At 71.4% G+C, this 18,437-nt stretch carries 16 protein-coding genes; 6 read left to right on the top strand and 10 right to left on the bottom strand.

All coding sequences use genetic code 11. From position 1 onward, the window contains the following. Positions 1 to 13: 13 nt before the first annotated feature. From ACZ63J_RS39105 to ACZ63J_RS39075, 7 genes are all read right to left on the bottom strand, one after another. Positions 14 to 1,012, bottom strand: coding sequence for an ABC transporter permease (locus tag ACZ63J_RS39105; RefSeq protein ID WP_465309635.1), 999 nt, complete (start codon positions 1,010 to 1,012; stop codon positions 14 to 16). Next, positions 1,009 to 2,511 (bottom strand): sugar ABC transporter ATP-binding protein, encoded by a 1,503-nt coding sequence (locus ACZ63J_RS39100; RefSeq protein ID WP_465334983.1) that lies wholly within the window; start codon positions 2,509 to 2,511, stop codon positions 1,009 to 1,011. Before ACZ63J_RS39100 ends, ACZ63J_RS39105 begins: the two co-directional genes overlap by 4 nt. Beyond that, complete coding sequence (locus tag ACZ63J_RS39095) at positions 2,508 to 3,668, bottom strand: ROK family protein (protein WP_465408969.1); 1,161 nt, start codon at positions 3,666 to 3,668, stop codon at positions 2,508 to 2,510. The genes ACZ63J_RS39100 and ACZ63J_RS39095 overlap by 4 nt, the downstream gene beginning before the upstream one ends. 350 nt (positions 3,669 to 4,018) lie before the next feature. After that, positions 4,019 to 5,191 (bottom strand): ROK family transcriptional regulator, encoded by a 1,173-nt coding sequence (locus ACZ63J_RS39090; protein WP_465335509.1) that lies wholly within the window; start codon positions 5,189 to 5,191, stop codon positions 4,019 to 4,021. Between the two features lie 106 nt (positions 5,192 to 5,297). Then, on the bottom strand, positions 5,298 to 6,110 hold the full coding sequence (locus tag ACZ63J_RS39085) for a hypothetical protein (RefSeq protein ID WP_465407720.1): 813 nt from the start codon (positions 6,108 to 6,110) through the stop codon (positions 5,298 to 5,300). An 18-nt stretch (positions 6,111 to 6,128) separates the two neighbouring features. Continuing rightward, the gene (locus ACZ63J_RS39080) at positions 6,129 to 7,898 is read right to left on the bottom strand and encodes a hypothetical protein (protein WP_465407719.1); all 1,770 of its coding nucleotides are present in this window, start codon (positions 7,896 to 7,898) and stop codon (positions 6,129 to 6,131) included. A gap of 4 nt (positions 7,899 to 7,902) precedes the next feature. Then, positions 7,903 to 8,274 carry a hypothetical protein gene (locus ACZ63J_RS39075; protein ID WP_465309623.1) on the bottom strand — a complete coding sequence of 124 codons (372 nt, stop codon included), beginning with the start codon at positions 8,272 to 8,274 and terminating at the stop codon, positions 7,903 to 7,905. 100 nt (positions 8,275 to 8,374) lie between these two features. Between ACZ63J_RS39075 and ACZ63J_RS39070 the strand changes: the two genes are divergently transcribed. After that, on the top strand, positions 8,375 to 9,055 hold the full coding sequence (locus ACZ63J_RS39070) for a maleylpyruvate isomerase family mycothiol-dependent enzyme (protein ID WP_465407717.1): 681 nt from the start codon (positions 8,375 to 8,377) through the stop codon (positions 9,053 to 9,055). Positions 9,056 to 9,136: 81 nt separating this feature from the next. Here the strand turns inward: ACZ63J_RS39070 and ACZ63J_RS39065 are convergent, their stop codons facing one another. Continuing rightward, positions 9,137 to 10,849, bottom strand: a complete 1,713-nt coding sequence (locus ACZ63J_RS39065) for a beta strand repeat-containing protein (RefSeq protein WP_465407715.1) — start codon at positions 10,847 to 10,849, stop codon at positions 9,137 to 9,139. A 57-nt stretch (positions 10,850 to 10,906) separates the two neighbouring features. Beyond that, positions 10,907 to 11,959: a hypothetical protein gene (locus ACZ63J_RS39060; RefSeq protein WP_465407713.1), complete on the bottom strand. Its 1,053-nt coding sequence runs from the start codon at positions 11,957 to 11,959 to the stop codon at positions 10,907 to 10,909. A 255-nt stretch (positions 11,960 to 12,214) separates the two neighbouring features. On the opposite strand from ACZ63J_RS39060, the gene ACZ63J_RS39055 reads away from it, so the two are divergent. From ACZ63J_RS39055 to ACZ63J_RS39040, 4 genes are all read left to right on the top strand, one after another. Continuing rightward, complete coding sequence (locus ACZ63J_RS39055; RefSeq protein WP_465407711.1) at positions 12,215 to 12,931, top strand: dihydrofolate reductase family protein; 717 nt, start codon at positions 12,215 to 12,217, stop codon at positions 12,929 to 12,931. Between the two features lie 23 nt (positions 12,932 to 12,954). Continuing rightward, positions 12,955 to 13,308 (top strand): YciI family protein, encoded by a 354-nt coding sequence (locus ACZ63J_RS39050; RefSeq protein ID WP_465310207.1) that lies wholly within the window; start codon positions 12,955 to 12,957, stop codon positions 13,306 to 13,308. Further along, positions 13,305 to 14,510, top strand: a complete 1,206-nt coding sequence (locus ACZ63J_RS39045) for an RNA polymerase sigma factor (protein WP_465407708.1) — start codon at positions 13,305 to 13,307, stop codon at positions 14,508 to 14,510. Before ACZ63J_RS39050 ends, ACZ63J_RS39045 begins: the two co-directional genes overlap by 4 nt. Positions 14,511 to 14,583: 73 nt before the next feature. After that, on the top strand, positions 14,584 to 16,005 hold the full coding sequence (locus ACZ63J_RS39040) for a M1 family metallopeptidase (protein WP_465407706.1): 1,422 nt from the start codon (positions 14,584 to 14,586) through the stop codon (positions 16,003 to 16,005). A gap of 3 nt (positions 16,006 to 16,008) precedes the next feature. Here ACZ63J_RS39040 and ACZ63J_RS39035 read toward each other — a convergent pair whose 3' ends face one another. Beyond that, positions 16,009 to 17,301: a polysaccharide lyase family 7 protein gene (locus ACZ63J_RS39035; RefSeq protein ID WP_465407704.1), complete on the bottom strand. Its 1,293-nt coding sequence runs from the start codon at positions 17,299 to 17,301 to the stop codon at positions 16,009 to 16,011. A gap of 119 nt (positions 17,302 to 17,420) precedes the next feature. Here ACZ63J_RS39035 and ACZ63J_RS39030 point away from each other — a divergent pair, with 119 nt between their 5' ends. Continuing rightward, a complete protein-coding gene (locus ACZ63J_RS39030; RefSeq protein ID WP_465407702.1) occupies positions 17,421 to 18,434 on the top strand; it encodes a LacI family DNA-binding transcriptional regulator in 1,014 nt (337 codons plus the stop codon). Positions 18,435 to 18,437 lie beyond the last annotated feature (3 nt).

The following is an 18,437-nucleotide window of genomic DNA, read 5'->3' as shown; positions in this document are numbered from 1 at the left end:
TCCAAAGGTGGTACTACGGACCGGTCCTGGCTTTCCTGGCCCGGAACTGCAAGAGCACGGCGAGGACGATGATCACGCCCTTGGCGATGTTCTGGATGTCGGTGTCCAGGTTGTTGAGCGTGAAGAGGTTGGACAGCACGGTGAAGATCAGCACGCCGATCAGGGTGCCGATCAGCGAGCCGCGGCCGCCGGTGAGCAGCGTGCCGCCGATGACCACCGCCGCGATCGCGTCGAGCTCGTAGAACATGCCGTTGGTCGACGCGCCGGCGGTCGTCCGCGCGACGACCATGAGCGCGGCGATCCCGCAGCACAGCCCGGCGACGCCGTACACGAGCGCGAGGTGGCGCTTGACGTTGATGCCGGCCAGCCGCGACGCCTCGGCGTTGCCGCCGACCGCGTAGGTCCGCCGCCCGAAGGTGGTGCGGTTGAGCACCACCCAGCCGACCGCGAACACGAGCGCGAACAGCCAGATCAGCACCGGGATGCCCAGCAGGTCACCGCGGAAGAAGGTGAGGAAGTCCTGGTCGGCGACCACCTGCGTGCGGCGGCCGCTGAGCCGTTCGGCGAGCCCGCGCGCCGAGACGTACATCGCGAGCGTCGCGATGAACGGCACGACCTTGCCGTAGGAGACGAGCACGCCGTTGACCAGCCCGCAGCCGAGGCCGACGGCGAGTCCACAGAGGACCATCACCCACGGCCCGTAGGACTGCGTGGCCAGGGTCGTCAGCCAGACGCTGGAGAGCGCGACGATCGAGCCGACGGACAGGTCGATGCCGCCGCTGATGATCACGAACGTCATCCCGACGCTCACCACCCCGATCGCCGCGGCCAGCCGCAGGATCGTGGAGATGTTGCTTTCGGTGAAGAACAGCTCGGGCCGGGTGAACTGACCGACCAGGCACAGCACGACGAGCACGGCGGCCAGGCCGAGCAGCCGCGGGTCGGCCCGGAAGGCGAACCGCCGTCCTTCGGTGGTCACCGCCTTGCGTGGTGGCGCTTCGGTGTCGGTCATGCCGCACTCCCCTCGAGAATCACGTCGAGCACCGCGGCCTCGGTCAGCCCGCCGGAGGGCCGGTCGGCGAGGACCCGGCCCTCGCGCAGCACCAGCACCCGGTCGGACAGCCCCAGCACCTCGGGGATCTCACTGGACACCAGCACGATCGCGACGCCGGTCGCGGCCAGCTCGTCGATCAGCCGGTACAGCTCGGCGCGCGCGCCGACGTCGACCCCGCGCGTGGGCTCGTCCAGCAGCAGCACCCGGCAGCCGCGGACCAGCCAGCGGGCGAGCACCGCCTTCTGCTGGTTGCCGCCCGAGAGCGTGCGGACGATCCGGCGCGGGTCGGCCGGGCGCAGGTCGAGACGGCGCAGGCTGGCGCCGGCGTCGTCGAGCTCCTTGCCGCGCTCGGTGAACCCGAGCTTCGCGTAGCGGCCGAGGCTCGCGAGGGTCACGTTGTGCACCACCGGCAGGTCGAGCAGCAGGCCCTGGCTCTTGCGCTCCTCCGGGGCGAGCCCGACACCGGCCTTGACGGCGGCCCGGATGTCGCCCGGGCTCAGCGGCTTCCCGTCCACCGCGACGGTTCCGCGGTCGGCCTTGCGCGCGCCGAAGATCGTCTCCAGCAGCTCGCTGCGGCCGGACCCGACCAGGCCGGCGATCCCGACGACCTCCCCGGCGTGGACGGTGAAGCTCACGTTCTCGAACTCCCCGGCGCGGGACAGGCCCTCGACCTCGAGTGCCCGCTTGCTCCGGTCGGCGTGGCCGTCGTGACGCGGCCCGAAGACCGTCTCCACCTTGCGTCCGGCCATCAGCGCGACGAGATCGGCGGTCGGCGTGGTGCGCGCGTCGAGCCCGGTGCCGACGGTCCGGCCGTCCTTGAGCACGGTCACCCGGTGCCCGATCCGGCGCAGCTCCTCGAGCCGGTGCGAGATGTAGACGACCGCGACGCCGTCCGCGGTCAGCTCGCCGACGATGCGGAAGAGGTTGTCGACCTCCTCGCCGGCCAGCGCGGCGGTGGGCTCGTCCATCACGAGCAGCTTGGCGTCGTGGGCCAGCGCGCGGGCCATCGAGACGAGCTGCTGGCCCGCCGCCGAGAGCCGGCCGACCTCGTCCGACGGCCGGATGCCGGGGTGTCCCAGCCGAGCCATCAGCCGGGCGGCTTCGTCGCGGGCCTGGGAGATCCGCGTGAACCCGAAGCGGGCGCGCTCGTGGCCGAGGAAGATGTTGTCCGCCACCGAAAGCCCGGGCACGAGGTCGAGCTCCTGGTACATGGTGGCGATGCCCAGGCGCAGCGCGTCGACCGGGGAGCCGAGGTTGGCCGGCTCGCCCTGCCAGGTGATCTCCCCCGCGTCCGGCTGGTGCGCGCCGGCGAGGACCTTGATCAGCGTCGACTTCCCGGCGCCGTTCTGGCCGAGCAGGCAGTGCACCTCGCCGGGTTCGACGTCGAGGTCGACCCCGTCGAGCGCGCGCACCCCCGGGAAGGACTTCACGATCCCGCGGACGGAAAGCAGGCTCATACCGAGGCCTCCTCGGTGGCGGGGACGAGGGTCGGGTCGGCGAAGAGCCGTTCGGCCGCGACGTGCGCGGCGCCCCGCAGGGGAGCTTCGAGGCCGAGCTCGGACGGCACCACCCGGGCGTGGCCCAGGGGCCGGGCGGAGAGCTCGACGCGGACCGGTTCGACCAGCCACGGCCCGAGCTCGGCGAAGTACCCGCCCAGCACCACGACGTCCGGGTCGAGCACGTCGACCACAGTGGACAGTGCGACGCCGAGTGCGACACCCAGCTCGTGCACCGCGGTGACGGCCCGCTGGTCGCCGAGGCGGACGCGCTCGGTGAGCAGCGCGACCCGCTCGGCCACGCCGAGCGCGGGGTCCTGCAGCCGGTCCCCCGGCGCCGCCGCCGCGCGCAGAACGGCGGCCAGGTTCGCCTTGGTCTCGAGGCAGCCGGTCCGGCCGCAGGCGCAGCGCTCGCCGGACGGGTCGACGTTGATGTGCCCGACCTCGCCCGCGAAACCCCGCGCGCCGCGCAGGATCGCCCCGCCGGACACGAGCCCGCCGCCGACGGCCGTCCCGCCGCTGAGGTAGAACAGCTCGCCAGGCCCGGTGAGCGACTCGGCGAGCGCGCCCAGGTTGGCTTCGTTGTCGACGGCGACCGCGTCGACGGGCAGGTTCAGGCGCGCCGCCATCAGACCGGCGATCTCCGCGTCGCGCCACCGCAGGGCGGGGGCGAACCGCAGCACGGCGGCGGCCGAGTCGACCAGCCCGGGCACCGAGATCGCGACGCCGACGGGCGGGCCGGGCAGCACGCGGTGGGCGAGGTGGGCGAGCTCGTCCATGCCCCGCTGCAGCCCGGCCGCGGCGACGTCGACGGTCTCGGCGTGCTCGGCCAGGACCCGGCCGGACAGGTCGGTGACCACGGCCGACAGCCGGTCGGCCTCGATGCTCAGCGCCAGCGCGTACGCGTCTTCGCCGTCCAGCTCGACCAGCCGGCTCGGGCGGCCATTGCCGGGGAGGACCCCGGCGGGCCGGACGAGACCCCGCTCGGCGAGCTCGGCGAGCAGGCCGGGAACCGCCGACTTCGCGACCCCGCAGCGGGCTGCCAGCTGCGTGCGCGAGAGCGGTCCGCCGCGGAGCGCCCGCAGGACGGCGGCCAGGTTGGCCGTACGCGGGCTCACCGGTTCGGCTCGCCTGGCACCGGTCTTGGCCACATTGCCCTCACCTAAGCTGCGCTTTGAACGGACTTTGTCACGCAGGATGCGAAAGTAGGGTGACGGCCATCACCCGTCAAGGTGAAGACGGCGTGTTAAGTCCCGTTTTCACCCGGATAGACGCGCGGAAGTGTGCAGACTTTCGATTCGAGAGTGCAAAAGTCTGTCCGGTTTGAGCGCTACTGCGAGGACAGGGTCAGCAACCGAGGGTGAGACTCCTACCGCAGGGGGGGGGGGGGGGGGGGGGGGGGGGGGGGGGGGCCCTCCCCCCCCCCCCCCCCCCCCCCCCCCCAGCCGCGGCAGACCTCTTGCCAGGGTCAGCTGCTGAGCGTGAACGCCCGATCCGTCGCCGACCAAGCCGCACCGATGACCCCAGCCGTGTCCCCCAGCTCGGACAGCACGATCGGCAGGTTGCCCGTCGCCAGCGGCAGCGACCGGCGGTACACCGCGCTGCGCAGCTCGGCGAGCAACTGGTGCCCGAGCTGCGCGACCCCGCCGCCGATCACCACCATGCCCGGGTTGATGAACGAGACCAGCGACGCGACGACCTGGCCGAGCCGGCGCCCGCCGTCGCGGATCAGGTTGACCGCGCCGAAATCGCCCGCCGCGGCCGCGCGGCCGACGTCGCGGGCGGTGACCGCCCCGTGTTCGGCGGCCACCTCGGCGAGGTGGGCCGAGCGGCCGCTGCGGGCCAGGGCCAGCCCGTCGCGGGCCAGCGCGGCCCCGCCGAAGTAGGCCTCCAGGCAGCCGACCTCCCCGCAGGCGCAGGTCGGGCCGTAGTCGTCGAGGCGGATGTGCCCGATGTCGCCCGCCGTGCCGGCGACCCCGCGGTAGACCTTGCCGCCGAGCACGATCCCGCAGCCGATCCCGGTGCCGATCTTGACGAACATCAGGTCGTCGGTCGAGCGCGCGACCCCGGCGTGCCGTTCGCCGAGCGCCATCGCGTTGACGTCGTTGTCGACCGCCACCGGGCAGCCCCAGAGTCCGCCGAGGTGGTCCCGCACGTTGAACCGGTCCCAGCCGGGCATGATCGGCGGGGCGACGGCCATGCCTTCGGCGAAGCTGACCGGCCCCGGCAGCCCGATGCCCGCGGCGACCAGCTTGCCGGGCGCGGCGTCCCGGACCTTCGCCGCCAGCTCGGCCACCCGCCGCAGCACCGGGTGCGGCCCCTGCCGGACGTCGCAGTCTTCGACGGTGTGCGCGAGCACCTCGCACGAAGCGTCGGTGACGGCCACCCCGACCGACGTCGCGCCGACGTCCACCGCGAGCACCCGCAGTTCACCCGAAAGCCGCACCAAGGTCGACCGGCGCCCGCCCCGGCTGGCGGACGGCCCGGCGGTTTCGACGAGGCCGACCTCGTCGAGCCGGGCCACTTCGGCCCCGACGCGGGCACGCGGCAGCTCGAGCCGCTCGCCCAGCTCGACCCGCGACATCGGGCCCTCGTCGCGAAGCAGCGTGAGCAACCGGGTCTGGTGCCGGGTTTCGACCATCGACTGCTCCGGGGTGGATACCGCGCTCATTCGCCTCAGCGTACGGGTCCCCGCTTCCGGCGGTGGCGGAACGACCCTCATCGCTCTGGTCGAGCAGCGCGCTCAGCTACGTTTCGGCGCGCACGGCGTACCGGTACTTCTCGGGGTCCTCCCGGTTCACGTACAGCCGCTCGGGTTCGAAAAGCGCCCCCTCCTCGACGAACGAGTACATCCACCGGAACCAGTCGTCGAACCCCTGGTTCATCAGCGCTTCCGGATTCTCGAAAACCACCTTCCGGCGCCCCTGCACCCCGTACGCGATCTGGATCGCGCCGACGAAGTTCAGGAACCCGGACGTCGTCCCGAGCGACGCCGGGGTGATGAACTGGTCGGGGTCGTCGAACTGGTTGCGGTTGAGCAGGGACAACCGGTTCGCCGACCGGTCGCGGTCGACCACGACCGGCAGCAGGAGGTCGTCGGTGAGGCTGTACCTGTGGTGGATCTCCAGGTCGTGGACGCGGCGCTCGACCGCGGCGCCGGCCGGACCGGTCAGGTCCACAGTGGACATGTCGTGCACGAAGCGCACCGGAGCTTCGTAGGGGCACATCAGGGTCAAGCTCAACGCTTCGTCGTCGATCCGCAGCCGGACGAGCGCCACGAACTGGTCGGGCACCGGGCCCGACGCAAGGCCGGCGGCGAAGGCCCAGAAGAACGCCTTCACCACGTCTTTGGTCTCTCGCAAGGGAACCGTGCCGACCGGCCGGCGGTACGTCACGACGGACAGCGGCATCCAGTCCGCCGGATCGGGCGGTTCCCGGGGCGCCAGCACCTTTTCCCGGTTGAGCCGGCCGAGCTCGTCGACGACGACGGCGCGGTCGTCTTCGGTCACCAGTCCCAGCTCGGCCCGCAGGGCGTCGATCCGCCGCGTCAGGTCCGTCATCTGCCACCACCTCTCCGGTCACACCATGCTGAGCAGCCCCGAGCCCCAGTCGGCGAGCAGCGGGTCGTTGAGCACCGCGCGTCCCCGCTTCCGGACGAACTCGACCAGCGTGGCGAAGTCGTCCGGGCACCGGTGGCTCTGCCGCTGGGCGTCGAACAGCGCGGCGCTGTTCTTCCTCGTCAGCCGGACGGACGCCAGCAGGGAAGCCATGGCGAGGCCGCGCAGCCGGCCCGCCGAGCCCAGCACTCCGCCGAACCCGGCCTCGTTCAACAGCTTCGTCACCTCGTCGCGGCGCTCCGCCTCGACGTGCGGCAGCGCGTGGTCGGCGGCGAGCCGCTGCTGCCACTCGGTGACGTTCCGCGCGCCGACGTCGATGAGGGCCTGCACGACCGGGTCGGCGGCGACGCGGTCGCGCGCGAACCGCCGCAGTTCGCGAAGGCTCTCCAGCGTGCCGGGTCCGTCCATGTGGTAGCCGCGGAGCTGCCGTTCGACCGGCTCGGGCAGGGGCCCGGGCAGCACCAGCGCGCCGATCTCGCCGTCCACGGCGATCGACACGAAAACGGTGTCCATCCCGGGCAGGACGTACCCGCTGATGGTCCCGTCGTAGGTTCCCGCCGCCCGGTGGAAGCCGTCGACGGCCGGCGCGGACATGACCGGCGAGCCGCGCAGCTGGGCGGCGAGGCGGCCGCTCGCGCTGACGTGGACCCGGACCGGCTCGTGGATGACGCAGAACGCGTCCCGCTGCGTCATCAGCCACATCAGGCGGCTCCCGAACGCGCCGTGGTCGCTGTGGTCGGCCAGCTCGACGAGCGAGGCGTACTCGTCGAGCAGGTGCTCGACACCCTGCCGCCACAGCTCGGAGTCACCGGAAGCGTGCAGCAGCCCCTCGAAACCGGCCCGCTGCTCGGCCCGCGACCGCCACGGCAGGTAGGCGCCCGGGCCGGACGGTCCGGCGGTCAGCACGTAGTCGACCATCGGCCGGAGCTCGGCCGCGGTGATGGTCGCGAGGCGGTCCAGGGAGTCGAAGAGGTGCTTGCGGACCACGAGCCACCGTTCGTTCCGGCCGTCGTCCGGCTCCAGCAGACGTGCCACCAGAACGAAGTCGGAGAAGAAGTAGTGCACGGCGAAGAGCAGGAAGACGTCGGTGTCGGCCAGGCGTTCGTCGCGCAGCGCCAGCGAGATCCAGAGGTTCTTGACCAGGAGGTAACCGCCGAGGTACCCCTCCCGGGCCGCGAGGAGCGGTTGGGCCAGCACGTTCGACTTGCGCTTGACGAGCCGGGGACTGGTCCGGTTCTTGATGAGGTAGAACATCACCGCTTCGTCGAGCTGTTCCGACGCGTTCCCGGTGGCCGGCACGCTCTTGAGCAGGCGCCGCGCGTAGAGGAGGAACGTCCATTTCATGGGTGTGGAACAAACGTCGGCCGCCCGGCTGGGAATCGTGTCGAATTCGGCGAACAACGCCAGGCCTTCGATGATCGGCCACAGCATGCCCGACGCGATGTCGTAGGCCACGAAATCCAGCCCGGAACTGAAGATCACCTCTTCGGAGCCCGCCGATTCTTCGGTGATCAGGGGAAGGACGGGCCGGAAGTACAAGTACGTCAAGGCCGTGCCGACCGGGGAGGTGAAGCACCAGTGGTGCGTCAGCTCGTGGACGAACGCCGGCCAGGTCGAGTCCGGCAGCTCGCCCTCGAGCAAGCCGGCCAGCTGCGACCGGGCGTCACCCGCGCTCAGCTCGCCGAAGTTGGTCACCGGGTGGGTGAAGCTCCGGAACTCCTGGGCAGCCACCGGCCTAGCCGATGAGGTCCGCGACCGGGACCTCGGCCAGCTTGCCGAGCTCGCCCAGCACCTGCTCGGAGGCCGGCCGGTCCTTCGAAAGGGAAATGTCGACCGCACGCACGACCCGCGTCCCGTCCGGGTAGACGATTTCGACCTTCTCCCGGAAACGGTCCGGCCGGTTGCGAAGGACCAAATAGGTGATCAGCCCTTTAATCGCCAACCCTCCGACGATGACGGCGAGGGTGACCGGTTCCCCGGACGAGCCGTCGGGAACGGCCGCCTCTTCGAACTCGACGTCGCCCCCGCCCGCTTCGGCGATCTGTTCTTCGATCTCCAGCTTGTCGTCGTAGCCGAGACCGGCCAGTCTTATTCGCGGCGGTTCCATGCCCGAACGATAGCTCGCGAAGAACGGGCCCGGCCCCCTTGCGCAGTCTCGGTTCAATAGCGTTAATTCCTGACCGCACACCCCCGAGGAAGGACCCCCGATGACCGAACCGAACGCGGACCGGGCCCGGCGGGCGATCGTCGAGCACACCCGCCGGCTGGCGGAGTCGGCCGCGGCGGCCGGGCCGGACGCCGCGGTCCCGACGGCTCCGGAGTGGACCGTCACCGCCCTGGTCGAGCACGTGGGCCAGACCCAGCACTGGGTCGCGGAGATGATCGAGCGGCGAGTGGCCGGCGTGGCTGGCCGGGTCCGCGCGACGGGCCGCGGACGCGTTCACCGCCGACGCGCTCGACGCGCCGGTGTTCAACCCCGCGGCGGACGGGCGGACCGGGGCGCGTTCTGGCTGTCCGGCATGCTCAACGAGGCGGTCGTCCACGGCTTCGACGCGGCCGCCGCGGCGAACCGCCCGGCCGACGTCGACGCCGACATCGCGGCGGCGCTCATCGGCAACCACTTCGCGATGCTCACCTCCCCCACGTGGGAGCTGCAACGGCCGGCGTCCGCCCACGCGATCCGCGGCACCGGCCAGTCCCTGCAGTGGCGCGACGGGGCGACGTGGCAGCCCACCACCGGCCCGGCCGACGTCACGGTGACCGGCCCGGCACGGTCCCTGCTGCTGACGTTGACCCGGCGCCTCCCGCCCACCGAGGGCGTCACCGTCGAGGGCGACGCCGGTCTCGTGCGGCACTGGCTGGACAACACGGCGCACGTCAGCGGCTGACCGGTCGTGGCCCGGAAACGAAAGCGGGGCACCGGGATGATCCCGGTGCCCCGCTCCCTGTACTGCTGAACCCGCTCTCCGTCAGACGGTGTGCGGGGTGTGCGCGACGGTGTTCCAGCCGGAGGTGAGGACGTCGGCGTTGCCGCCGTTGCCCGCCCAGCCGGAGTTCCCGCCGGTCGTGCTGCTGGTGTTCCAGGCGTCGCCGGTCGAACCGGTGGCGCCGGTGTCACCCGAGTGGCCCGAAGTCACCGCGGTGTGCGACGTCGTGCCGTTCTCGTGCTTCCAGCCACCGTGGTGGCGGCCCTGCTGCTCGTGCCCGCGGGTCGACGTGACGGCGGTGTTGCCGCCGGTCGAGCCCGAGTCGCCCGAGTTGCCGGACTTGCCCGTCACCGCGTTGTTGTGGCTGGTGGCGTTTCCGGCGTCGCCGGAGTTGCCACCGTTGCCGCCCTTGGCGGTGCCGGTCACGACACCCAGGACGCCCGTGGTGCCGCCCTGCTCGTGACGCTTCCAGCTGTGCCCACCGCTGTTCGTGGCGGAGTTGTGGCCGGTGCTGACAACCGTGGCGTCGCCGCCGTTGCCCGCCGAGCCGGAGTTCCCGCCGGTGGTCGTGCTGGTGTTGGTCGCGTCACCGGTCCAGCCGGTGGCACCGGTGTCACCCGAGTTGCCCGAAGTCACCGTGGTGGCCGACTTCGTGCCACTGCCGTTGTTCCAGCCGCCACCGTGGTAGCAGCCACAACCGTGGTTCCCGCGGCCGTTGTTCTGGCCGCCGAGCGTCCACACGATGGCGGAGTTGCCACCGGTCGAACCGGAGTCACCCGAGTTGCCGGAGTTCCCGGTCACCGCGTTGTTGTGGCTGGTGGCGTTCCCGGCGTCGCCGGAGTTGCCACCGTTGCCGCCCTTGGCGGTGCCGGTCACCAGACCCAGGACGCCCGTGGTGCCGCCCTGCTCGTGCCGGTTCCAGCCCCAGCCGTGCCCACCATTGTTCGTGGCGGAGTTCCGGCCTTCGCTGACAACCGTGGCGTCGCCGCCGTTGCCCGCCGAGCCGGAGTTCCCGCCGGTGGTGCTGCTGGTGTTGGTCGCGTCGCCGGTCGACCCGGTGGCGCCGGTGTTCCCGGAGTTGCCCGAGGACACCGTGGTGGAGCACTGCGCCAGCAGGCACAGGCCGTAGGCGCTGTTCCCGCCGGTGGAGCCGGAGTTCCCGGAGTTGCCCGAGTTCCCCGAGACCGCCGAGTTGGAGCTGGTGGCGTTCCCGGCGTCGCCGGAGTTGCCACCGTTGCCGCCCTTGGCGGTGCCCGTCACCGAGCCGAGGACACCGGTCAGGCCGCCGCGGGCGCCCCGCGAGTCCGCGGTGTTCTTCCCGGCCGCCGCCGACGTTCCGGAGCCGCCGTGGCCGGCGTTCCCGGAGTTGCCACCGGTGGTGCTGCTGGTGTTCGAGGCGTTCCCGGTCGAGCCGGTCGCGCCCGTGTTCCCGGAGTTGCCCGAGGACACCGAGGTGCTGCACTTCGCCAGGACGCAGACGCCGTAGGCGCTGTTCCCGCCGGTCGAACCGGAGTTGCCCGAGTTTCCGGAGTTCCCGCTGACAGCGTTGTTGCCGCTGGTGGCGTTCCCGCCGGAACCGGAGTCGCCGCCGTTGCCGCCGGTGGCGGTTCCGGAGACGACCGAGTGCAGGGTGTTCCCGAGCCCGCCGAGCGGGCCCGAGTTACCGGTGTCCGCACTGGCCACCGCGCTGCCCAGCAGGACGAACCCGCCGGAGATGAACGCGGCGGTCAGGCCGCGTCGTACGTACTTGTGCATGAACTTCCCTTTCCGTGCCCTGTGTCCTTTATGGATTTTTGGGATGGAAGGGGAAAATCAGCTCGGATGGTCGTTTCCGTAGAAGACCAGCCAGTACGGCGACGCCCGGCCGCCCGGCGGAGCCCGCCAGGTCCGGTCCGTGCCCGGGATGACCGAGCCGGACGCGGTCACGGCGAACTCGCCGCCGTGCGCGCTCCCGCCGCTCACCGACATCGCACCGCTCATGCCGGCGAGGTTCGCGGGCAGCCCGCTGCCCCCGGAGCCGGACGCGGGACCGGCAACACCGGCCTCAGCATCGGCCTGGCCGGCCACGGCCGTCCGGTCACGCGGCGGTTCGTGAGCCCGCGTCAGGACGGTCACCACCGGCGAGGCACTGACCGCACCGCGCGGCACGGGAACCGCCGCGCTTCCGGCGACCGGTTCGGCCGGGGTGACCGGCTGTCCGATCACCACCGGATCAGCCCGCTCGCCCCCGATCGCCCGCACCACCGGTGCGGTCACCGGGGCCGTGGCGTGCAGGACCGGCGACACCGCGTGCACCACCGGCCGCAAGGCCGAAAGCACGGGTTCCGCTGTTTCCAGCACCGGACGGGTGACCGCGGAAACCACGGGCGCCAGCCCGTTCGTCACCGGCTCGATCACCGTTCCCACCTGCGACGACACCACGTACACGGTGTTGGTTACCGGCCCGAGGGCCGGACCATCGAGCACACCGTGCACCGTGCCCGTGACCGGCTTGGCCACCGGCGCCACCTGCGACGACACGCCGTGCACGGTGTCTGTCACCGGCTTAGCGACCGGCGCCACCTGCGACGACACACCGTTCACAGTGTCCGTCACCGGCTTGGCGACCGGCGCCACCTGCGACGACACCGTGTGCACCGTGTCCGTGACCGGCCCGAGGGCCGGACCATCGAGCACGCCGTGCACGGTGCTCCCGGCCCGATCGAGCAGCCCGGGCCGATCCGGCGACCCGCCTTCGGCCGCGTGCGCGGTCCCGGACAGGGCCATGGCCAGCAGGGTGAACCCGAACAACGCCCCGGCCAGCACGAGCATCCGCAGTATCAGCGGCGGCCCGGCCGGGGTCGTGTCCGTCAGGGAAGTATCCATCCATCTCACCCCCTTTCGAGTGGGGACTTCACCGTCAGTCAGATTTCGGCGCGGCAACCCTCACCGGATTGGGTGTAGATCGAAGTTTTTTCTTTTCCTCCAACGAGGTTTCTACCGCTGAGTAGCGGGTAAACCTGTCGAGTTTTTCTCCCGAAAAGCCAACCCGTGGCGCGTGTCGAGAACCCACGATCGGCTCCGACTCAGGGGCACGGGCGGCCACCAGGGCCGCCCCGTACCCCCCGAGGAGCAGGAACCATGACCCGAGTGACCGCCCAGATGTCGGTGTCCCTCGACGGCTTCTACACCGGACCGCGGGACACCGCCGAGCCCCAGGACATGAGCGGTTGGATGCGCGGCCCCGAAGCGCCCGGCTTCTTCCGCGTCACGCGCTGGGCCGTCGACGCCATGGCCTGGCGCGAGCGCCAGGGCTTCGCCGGTGGCGCCCAGTCGGTCGATTCGGACATCGTCGCGGAGACGTTCGCCGCCGCCGGCGCCTACGTCATGGGCCGGCGCATGTTCGACGCCGGTGAGGTCCCCTGGGGTGACGAGCCGCCGTTCCGCGCCCCGGTGTTCGTGGTCACCCACCGGCCGCGGGAGGTGCTCGAACGCCGGGGCGGCACGTCCTTCACCTTCGTCACCGACGGCCCCGCGCGGGCGATCGAGCTGGCCCGGGCCGCCGCCGGTGACAAGGACGTGGCGGTGGCCGGCGGCGGCGAGCTGCTGCGCCAGGTGCTGACCGCCGGGCTGCTCGACCAGCTCGAGCTGCACGTCGCCCCGGTGCTGCTGGGCGACGGCCAGCGCCTGTTCGACGCCGGTCTCGGCCTCGGCGCGGACGACGGTGTCGAACTGGTCCCGACGCGGGTCGTCGACGCGCCCGGGGTCACCCACCTCCGCTATACCGTCACCGGACGGGCGAAGCTGGTGCTGGACGATCGTGGCGCGGGCGGCGAGCTGGTCGGGCCGGCGCACTGAGAGAGGAGCGAGCCGTGAAGTTCATGCTGCTGATCTACGGCAACGAAGAGGCCTTCACCTCGATCGGCGCGGAGGCCCTCGCCGAGCTCATCCGCGAGACCGACGCCCTCAACCAGGAGCTGTTCGAGTCGGGTGAGCTGGTCGGCGCCTACGGGGTGGCCGACCAGGTGAACGCCAAGATGGTCCGGGTCTCCGGCGCGACGCCGGCGGTGACCGACGGCCCGTACGCCGAGGCCAAGGAGTTCCTGGGCAGCTTCACGATCCTCGACTGCGACAGCCTGGACCGGGCCCTGGAGATCGCGGCGCGCAACCCGTCGGCGCGCCACTGGGGTGTCGAGGTCCGGCCGCTGATGCACGAGGCCGAAGTCGCGCCGTGACCGAGTGGCGGGCCGTCCGGCGGCTGGTCCCGGAGGTGCTCGGCACGCTGGTGCGCCGCTACGGCCAGTTCGACGCCTGCGAGGACGCCGTCCAGGAGGCGCTGGCGGCGGCCGCGGCCCAGTGGCCGGCCGACGGGTGGCCGGAAAACCCCCGCAGCTGGCTGGTGACGGTGGCGTCGCGGCGGCTCGCCGACCAGGTGCGCAGCGACGTCGCCCGTCGCCGGCGGGAGGAGGCCGACGCCCTCGGCACTCCGCCCGCCGGCGGCGAGCCGTACCCCGACGACGACACGCTCACGCTGCTGTTCCTCTGCTGTCACCCGGCGCTGACACCGCCGTCGCAGATCGCGTTGACGCTGCGGGCCGTCGGCGGCCTGTCGACCGCCGAGATCGCCAGGGCGTTCCTCGTGCCCGAAGCGACCATGGCGCAACGCATCAGCCGTGCGAAGCAACGCATCAAGGCCGCCGGAGCCGTCTTCGCCCTGCCGCCGCCGGCCGAGCAGGCGGACCGGCTCGCCGTCGTGCTCCAGGTGGTCTACCTCGTGTTCAACGAGGGGTACACGGCCACCTCGGGAACACGGCTGGTGCGCGCCGACCTGACGGCCGAGGCCATCCGCCTGGCCCGCGACCTGCACCGCCTGGTCCCCGGCGACGGCGAGGTGGCCGGGCTCCTGAGCCTCCTGCTGCTGACCGACGCCCGCCGCCGGGCCCGCACGGCCCCGGACGGGTCGCTGGTGCCGCTGAGCGAGCAGGACCGGACGCTCTGGGACGCCGAAGCCGTCACCGAAGGCGTGGCGCTGGTGACCGAGGCCCTGGCAAAGGGCCCGATCGGGCCGTACCAGCTGCAGGCCGCGATCGCCGCCGTCCACGACGAGGCGCCCACCGCGGACGTCACCGACTGGCCGCAGATCCTGGCGCTGTACACGGTTCTGGAGCGCGTGGCCCCGAACCCGACCGTGACGCTCAACCGGGCGGTGGCCGTGGCGATGGTGCGCGGCCCGGCGGCCGGGCTGGCGGTACTGGACGCCCTGTCGGCGGACGAGCGCATTTCGGCGTCCCATCACCTGGTGTCGGTGCGAGCGCACCTGCTCGAGATGGCGGGCGACCCCACCGCGGCCCGCGCGGGGTACCAGGAGGCGGCCCGGCGCACGACCAGCGAGCCCGAGCGGCGTCACCTGCTGACGCGGGCGGCCCGGCTGGGGTGAGCGGGCGCTGCCGCTTGATCCGCCTGTCGCCTCGGTCCTACTCTTCAGCGTCGATGACTGCCGAGGAGGACCCATGCGAGGCGCCCACCGTAGCCGTGTCCACCTGGTGATCATCTCCTGCGCGCTGTCCGCCGGTCTGCTGGCCGCGACGGGCCCGGCGGCGGAGGCGGCCCCAGCGTCGCGGTTCTCCCCCGGTGCGCCCGGCGCCGGCGATCCGTACTTCCCGGACATGGGCAACGGCGGTTACGACGTCGGCCACTACGACATCCGGCTGGCGTACAACCCCCAAACCCAGGCCATCAACGCGACCACGACGATTCTCGCCACGGCCACGCAGGACCTCTCGCGCTTCGACCTGGACTTCCAGGGACCGCTGAAGATCAGCCGGCTCTCGGTGAACGGCCTGAACGCCGCGTTCACCCGCAGCGGCGCCCAGGAGCTGGTGATCACCCCGCCGTTCGGGCTGCGGAAGGGCAGCCCCTTCGTCGTCTCGGTGACCTACGCGGGCGTCCCGCAGAAGATCGACGACCCCGCGCTGGGCGTCTCCGGCTGGGTCACCACCAAGGACGGCGCGGTCGCGCTCAACCAGCCGATCGGCGCGGCGACCTACTACCCCGTGAACGACACGACGAACGACAAGGCGACCTACACCCAGACCATCACCGTCCCGGCCGGGCTCACCGTGCTGGCCAACGGCGAACCCGGGCCCACCACCACGCGCGATCACCAGACCACCTTCCGCTGGTCGATGAACCGGCCGATGTCCAGCGAGCTGAGCATGCTCGCGATCGGCAACTACGACGTCACCCGCGGCGTGGCGGCCGGCGGCCTGCCGAACATCACCGCGATCGGCAAGTCGATCACCACCAAACCCGGTCAGGGCAAGGTGTTCAACGAAACCACCGCGCAGATCATCAAGTGGGAATCCTCGATGTACGGGCCGTACCCGTTCGACTCGACCGGCGGCATCCTCGCCGACGTCGGCGTCGACTACGCCCTCGAGACCCAGAGCCGCCCGGTCTACGACCAGACCACCAGCGACGTCGACGGCGACCTGCTCGCCCACGAGCTGGGCCACCAGTGGTTCGGCGACAGCCTCACCCCGGTGCGCTGGGCGGACATCTGGCTCAACGAGGGTTTCGCGACCTACTCGGAATGGCTCTACCAGGAGAAGTTCAACGGCGTCCCGGTGCAGCAGACCTTCGCGAAGACCTACGCCGACGAGAAGGACTGGACCGGCCAGGTCGCCGACCCGGGCCGCGACCGCATCTTCGACGACCTGGTCTACAACCGCGGCGCGATGACCCTGCAGGCCCTGCGCCTGAAGATCGGCGACCGCGCGTTCTTCAAGGTCCTGACGCAATGGCCGACGACCCACCGGTACGGCAACGTCTCGACGCGGCAGTTCATCCAGTTCGTCGAGCGGCTGACCGACCGCAACCTCGACTCGTTCTTCCAGAAGTGGCTCTACCAGCCGGGAAAGCCGACCCTCTGACCCTTATTGCCTGCCGTAGAGGACGAGCAGGTTGTCGTAGTCGACGTTGTCCGGTTCGGTCGTGTGGTTCGTGTCCGCGTACATCAGGACACCTTTGGTCGCACGGTGGCGCAGGCCGATGGCGTGGCCCATCTCGTGCTTGACGACGTTGAGCGTGGCGACGGGGCCTTCCTCGGCGAGCGGCTTGGTGTAGTACGTGATGTGACCGCCGACGGTGAACTTTCCCTTTTCCACGGCGTCGAAGTTGCCGTCGTCGTCATCCTTGTCAGAGCCCTTGAGGCCGATCGTGACGCAGTTCGTCCCCGTCGCGCAGGTTTCGGTGAGCCGCGGCTGGACGCACGGGCTGCGGTCCCACGACGCGACACCCTGCTTCACGTCGTCGAGGTACTCGGCGGGCAGGCCCTGGGTGGCGAAGTAGACGACGACCTCCTCGCCGTTCTTGCGCTGCCACGGGAGCTGGTCGTCTTCGTAGTCCTGGTCTTTCAGCTTCAGGCCGTCCGGCGCGGTGCAGCTGCCCTGGCTCCCCGCGGTCGCGACGTCGGCCTTCTCGTGGGTGACGGTGACGCGGTGGAGCACGACCTGGCCGAAATTGCCGTCGTCACACGGAGACGTGGTGTCGCAGTTCGCCTGGGTGTAGGCGCCGGCCTTGAAGTAGGCGCCCGAGAACTTCTTCGAGATGGTCGCCTTCAGGACGCCGTTGTAGTAGGCCCGGATCTTGCCGCCGGCCACGACGAACTTGGCCTCGAACGTCGTGCCGAGCGCGTAGTCGGACGTGACGAGCTGGTAGTGGCTGTCGTCCCCGTTGGTGACGTACAGCTTGCTGCCTTCGAGCCGGAACACCGCCACGTCGTCGTCGGCGTCGTGGATCTGCCCGGCCACGACGTACGGCCGCCCGGCCGGCAGGTTCGTGATCGACTGCGAGATCGTCATCGTGTGCGTGCCCGACGTCGACGACCAGGAGGCGTTGTCCCGCCCGTTGTTCGTCATCTCGCGCAGCTCGGACCGCGGGTTCTTCGACCCGCTCGTCGTCACGCCGTTGACCGCGGCACGGAACTGGACGCCGTCACACGACGGCGTCGTGGTGAACCACGGCGAGCGCGCGTAGGTGGCCAGCGCGGGCTGCTTGACTTCGGTGGGGCTGCCGGCCGACCCGATCGGCAGCGTCTCCTTCCAGTTCGCCAGGTCCAGCACCTGGGCGGGGTACTGGCACTGCGCCGCGGCGGCCGTTCCGCCGGCGACCCCGGACAGGCACGCGGCCGTCACACACGACCCCGTCAGGATGGCTCGAAGCTTCATCGTTCCCCCGATCACGTGGTGCATCGATTTACCAAGTTGATCGGAAAACACGCTAAGTCGGAAATTGATCACCGTCAAGAGCAGTATGTTTGCGGGTAGATCGATACACTGACGATGTGGTGACGATCTACCAGGTGGCCGAGGAAGCCGGCGTCTCGCCGAGCACGGTGTCCAACTACCTCAACGGCCGCACGAGCCGCATGCAGGCCGGCACCCGGACCCGGATCGAGCACGCGATCACCCGGCTGGGGTACCGCCCGAACCGCGCGGCCCGGCAGCTGCGCACCGGGCGCACCCAGGTGGCCGGCCTGATCGTCCCGTCGGTGGCGAACCCCTTCTGGGGCACTTTCGCCCGGCACCTGGAAGGCGCCGCGCTGGCCGCGGGTTACCACGTCCTGCTGTGCAACAGCGAGCGCGACCCCGAACGCGAGCGCACCTACCTCGAGGAACTGTGGGACGACGGCGTCCGGGGTGTGGTGCTCTGCTCGGCGCTCCCCTCCCTAGCCCACGTGACGCCCTTGACCGAGCGCGGCATGCAGGTGGTCGCCTTCGACCGCACCGCGCAGGCCGACGACCCGCCGGGCCTGGTGAACATCGCGGTGGACAACGCGATGGGCACGGGTCTGGCCACCCGGCACCTGCTCGGCCTGGGCCACCGCCGGCTCGCGTTCGTCTCGGGGTCGCTGGGCAGCGTCAACCGGACCGAACGCCTCCGCGGGTTCCGCACCGCACTCGACGAGGCCGTGTCGGAAAGCACGGTGTGGGACGGCCGCTCCTACGGCGACACGGACATGGCCGGCCTCGGCCGCGCGGCCGCCGCCGAGCTCCTGGCCGAACCCACACCACCGACGGCGATCGTCGCGATCAACGACCTCTGCGCGCTCGGAGTCTGCGCAGGCATCCGCGACGCCGGCCTCGAAGTCGGCGCCGACGTCTCGGTCACCGGCTTCGACGACATCATGCTCGCCGACCTGGCCGCGCCGCCGCTCACGACCGTGCGCCAGCCGGTCGCCCGGATGGCCGCGACCGCTTTCACCCACCTCCGCGCCCGGGTCGAAGGGGAAGCACCCGAGTCCCAGCTCTTCCGCCCCGAGCTCGTCATCCGCGGCTCGACCGGACCGAACGTGGCGTGAAGC

The sequence above is a fragment of the Amycolatopsis sp. NPDC104863 genome (genome assembly GCF_055582965.1).
This window is presented reverse-complemented; position numbering and strand designations above follow the sequence as displayed.

What these genes read in the sequence shown, in the direction of transcription:
- ACZ63J_RS39035 (WP_465407704.1), bottom strand. Translation starts at nt 17,301, where the DNA reads ATGAAGCTTCGAGCCATCCTGACGGGGTCGTGTGTGACGGCCGCGTGC.
- ACZ63J_RS39065 (WP_465407715.1), bottom strand. Translation starts at nt 10,849, where the DNA reads ATGCACAAGTACGTACGACGCGGCCTGACCGCCGCGTTCATCTCCGGC.
- ACZ63J_RS39090 (WP_465335509.1), bottom strand. Translation starts at nt 5,191, where the DNA reads ATGGTCGAAACCCGGCACCAGACCCGGTTGCTCACGCTGCTTCGCGAC.
- ACZ63J_RS39100 (WP_465334983.1), bottom strand. Translation starts at nt 2,511, where the DNA reads ATGAGCCTGCTTTCCGTCCGCGGGATCGTGAAGTCCTTCCCGGGGGTG.
- ACZ63J_RS39060 (WP_465407713.1), bottom strand. Translation starts at nt 11,959, where the DNA reads ATGGATACTTCCCTGACGGACACGACCCCGGCCGGGCCGCCGCTGATA.
- ACZ63J_RS39085 (WP_465407720.1), bottom strand. Translation starts at nt 6,110, where the DNA reads ATGACGGACCTGACGCGGCGGATCGACGCCCTGCGGGCCGAGCTGGGA.
- ACZ63J_RS39040 (WP_465407706.1), top strand. Translation starts at nt 14,584, where the DNA reads ATGCGAGGCGCCCACCGTAGCCGTGTCCACCTGGTGATCATCTCCTGC.
- ACZ63J_RS39070 (WP_465407717.1), top strand. Translation starts at nt 8,375, where the DNA reads ATGACCGAACCGAACGCGGACCGGGCCCGGCGGGCGATCGTCGAGCAC.
- ACZ63J_RS39050 (WP_465310207.1), top strand. Translation starts at nt 12,955, where the DNA reads ATGCTGCTGATCTACGGCAACGAAGAGGCCTTCACCTCGATCGGCGCG.
- ACZ63J_RS39075 (WP_465309623.1), bottom strand. Translation starts at nt 8,274, where the DNA reads ATGGAACCGCCGCGAATAAGACTGGCCGGTCTCGGCTACGACGACAAG.
- ACZ63J_RS39105 (WP_465309635.1), bottom strand. Translation starts at nt 1,012, where the DNA reads ATGACCGACACCGAAGCGCCACCACGCAAGGCGGTGACCACCGAAGGA.
- ACZ63J_RS39055 (WP_465407711.1), top strand. Translation starts at nt 12,215, where the DNA reads ATGACCCGAGTGACCGCCCAGATGTCGGTGTCCCTCGACGGCTTCTAC.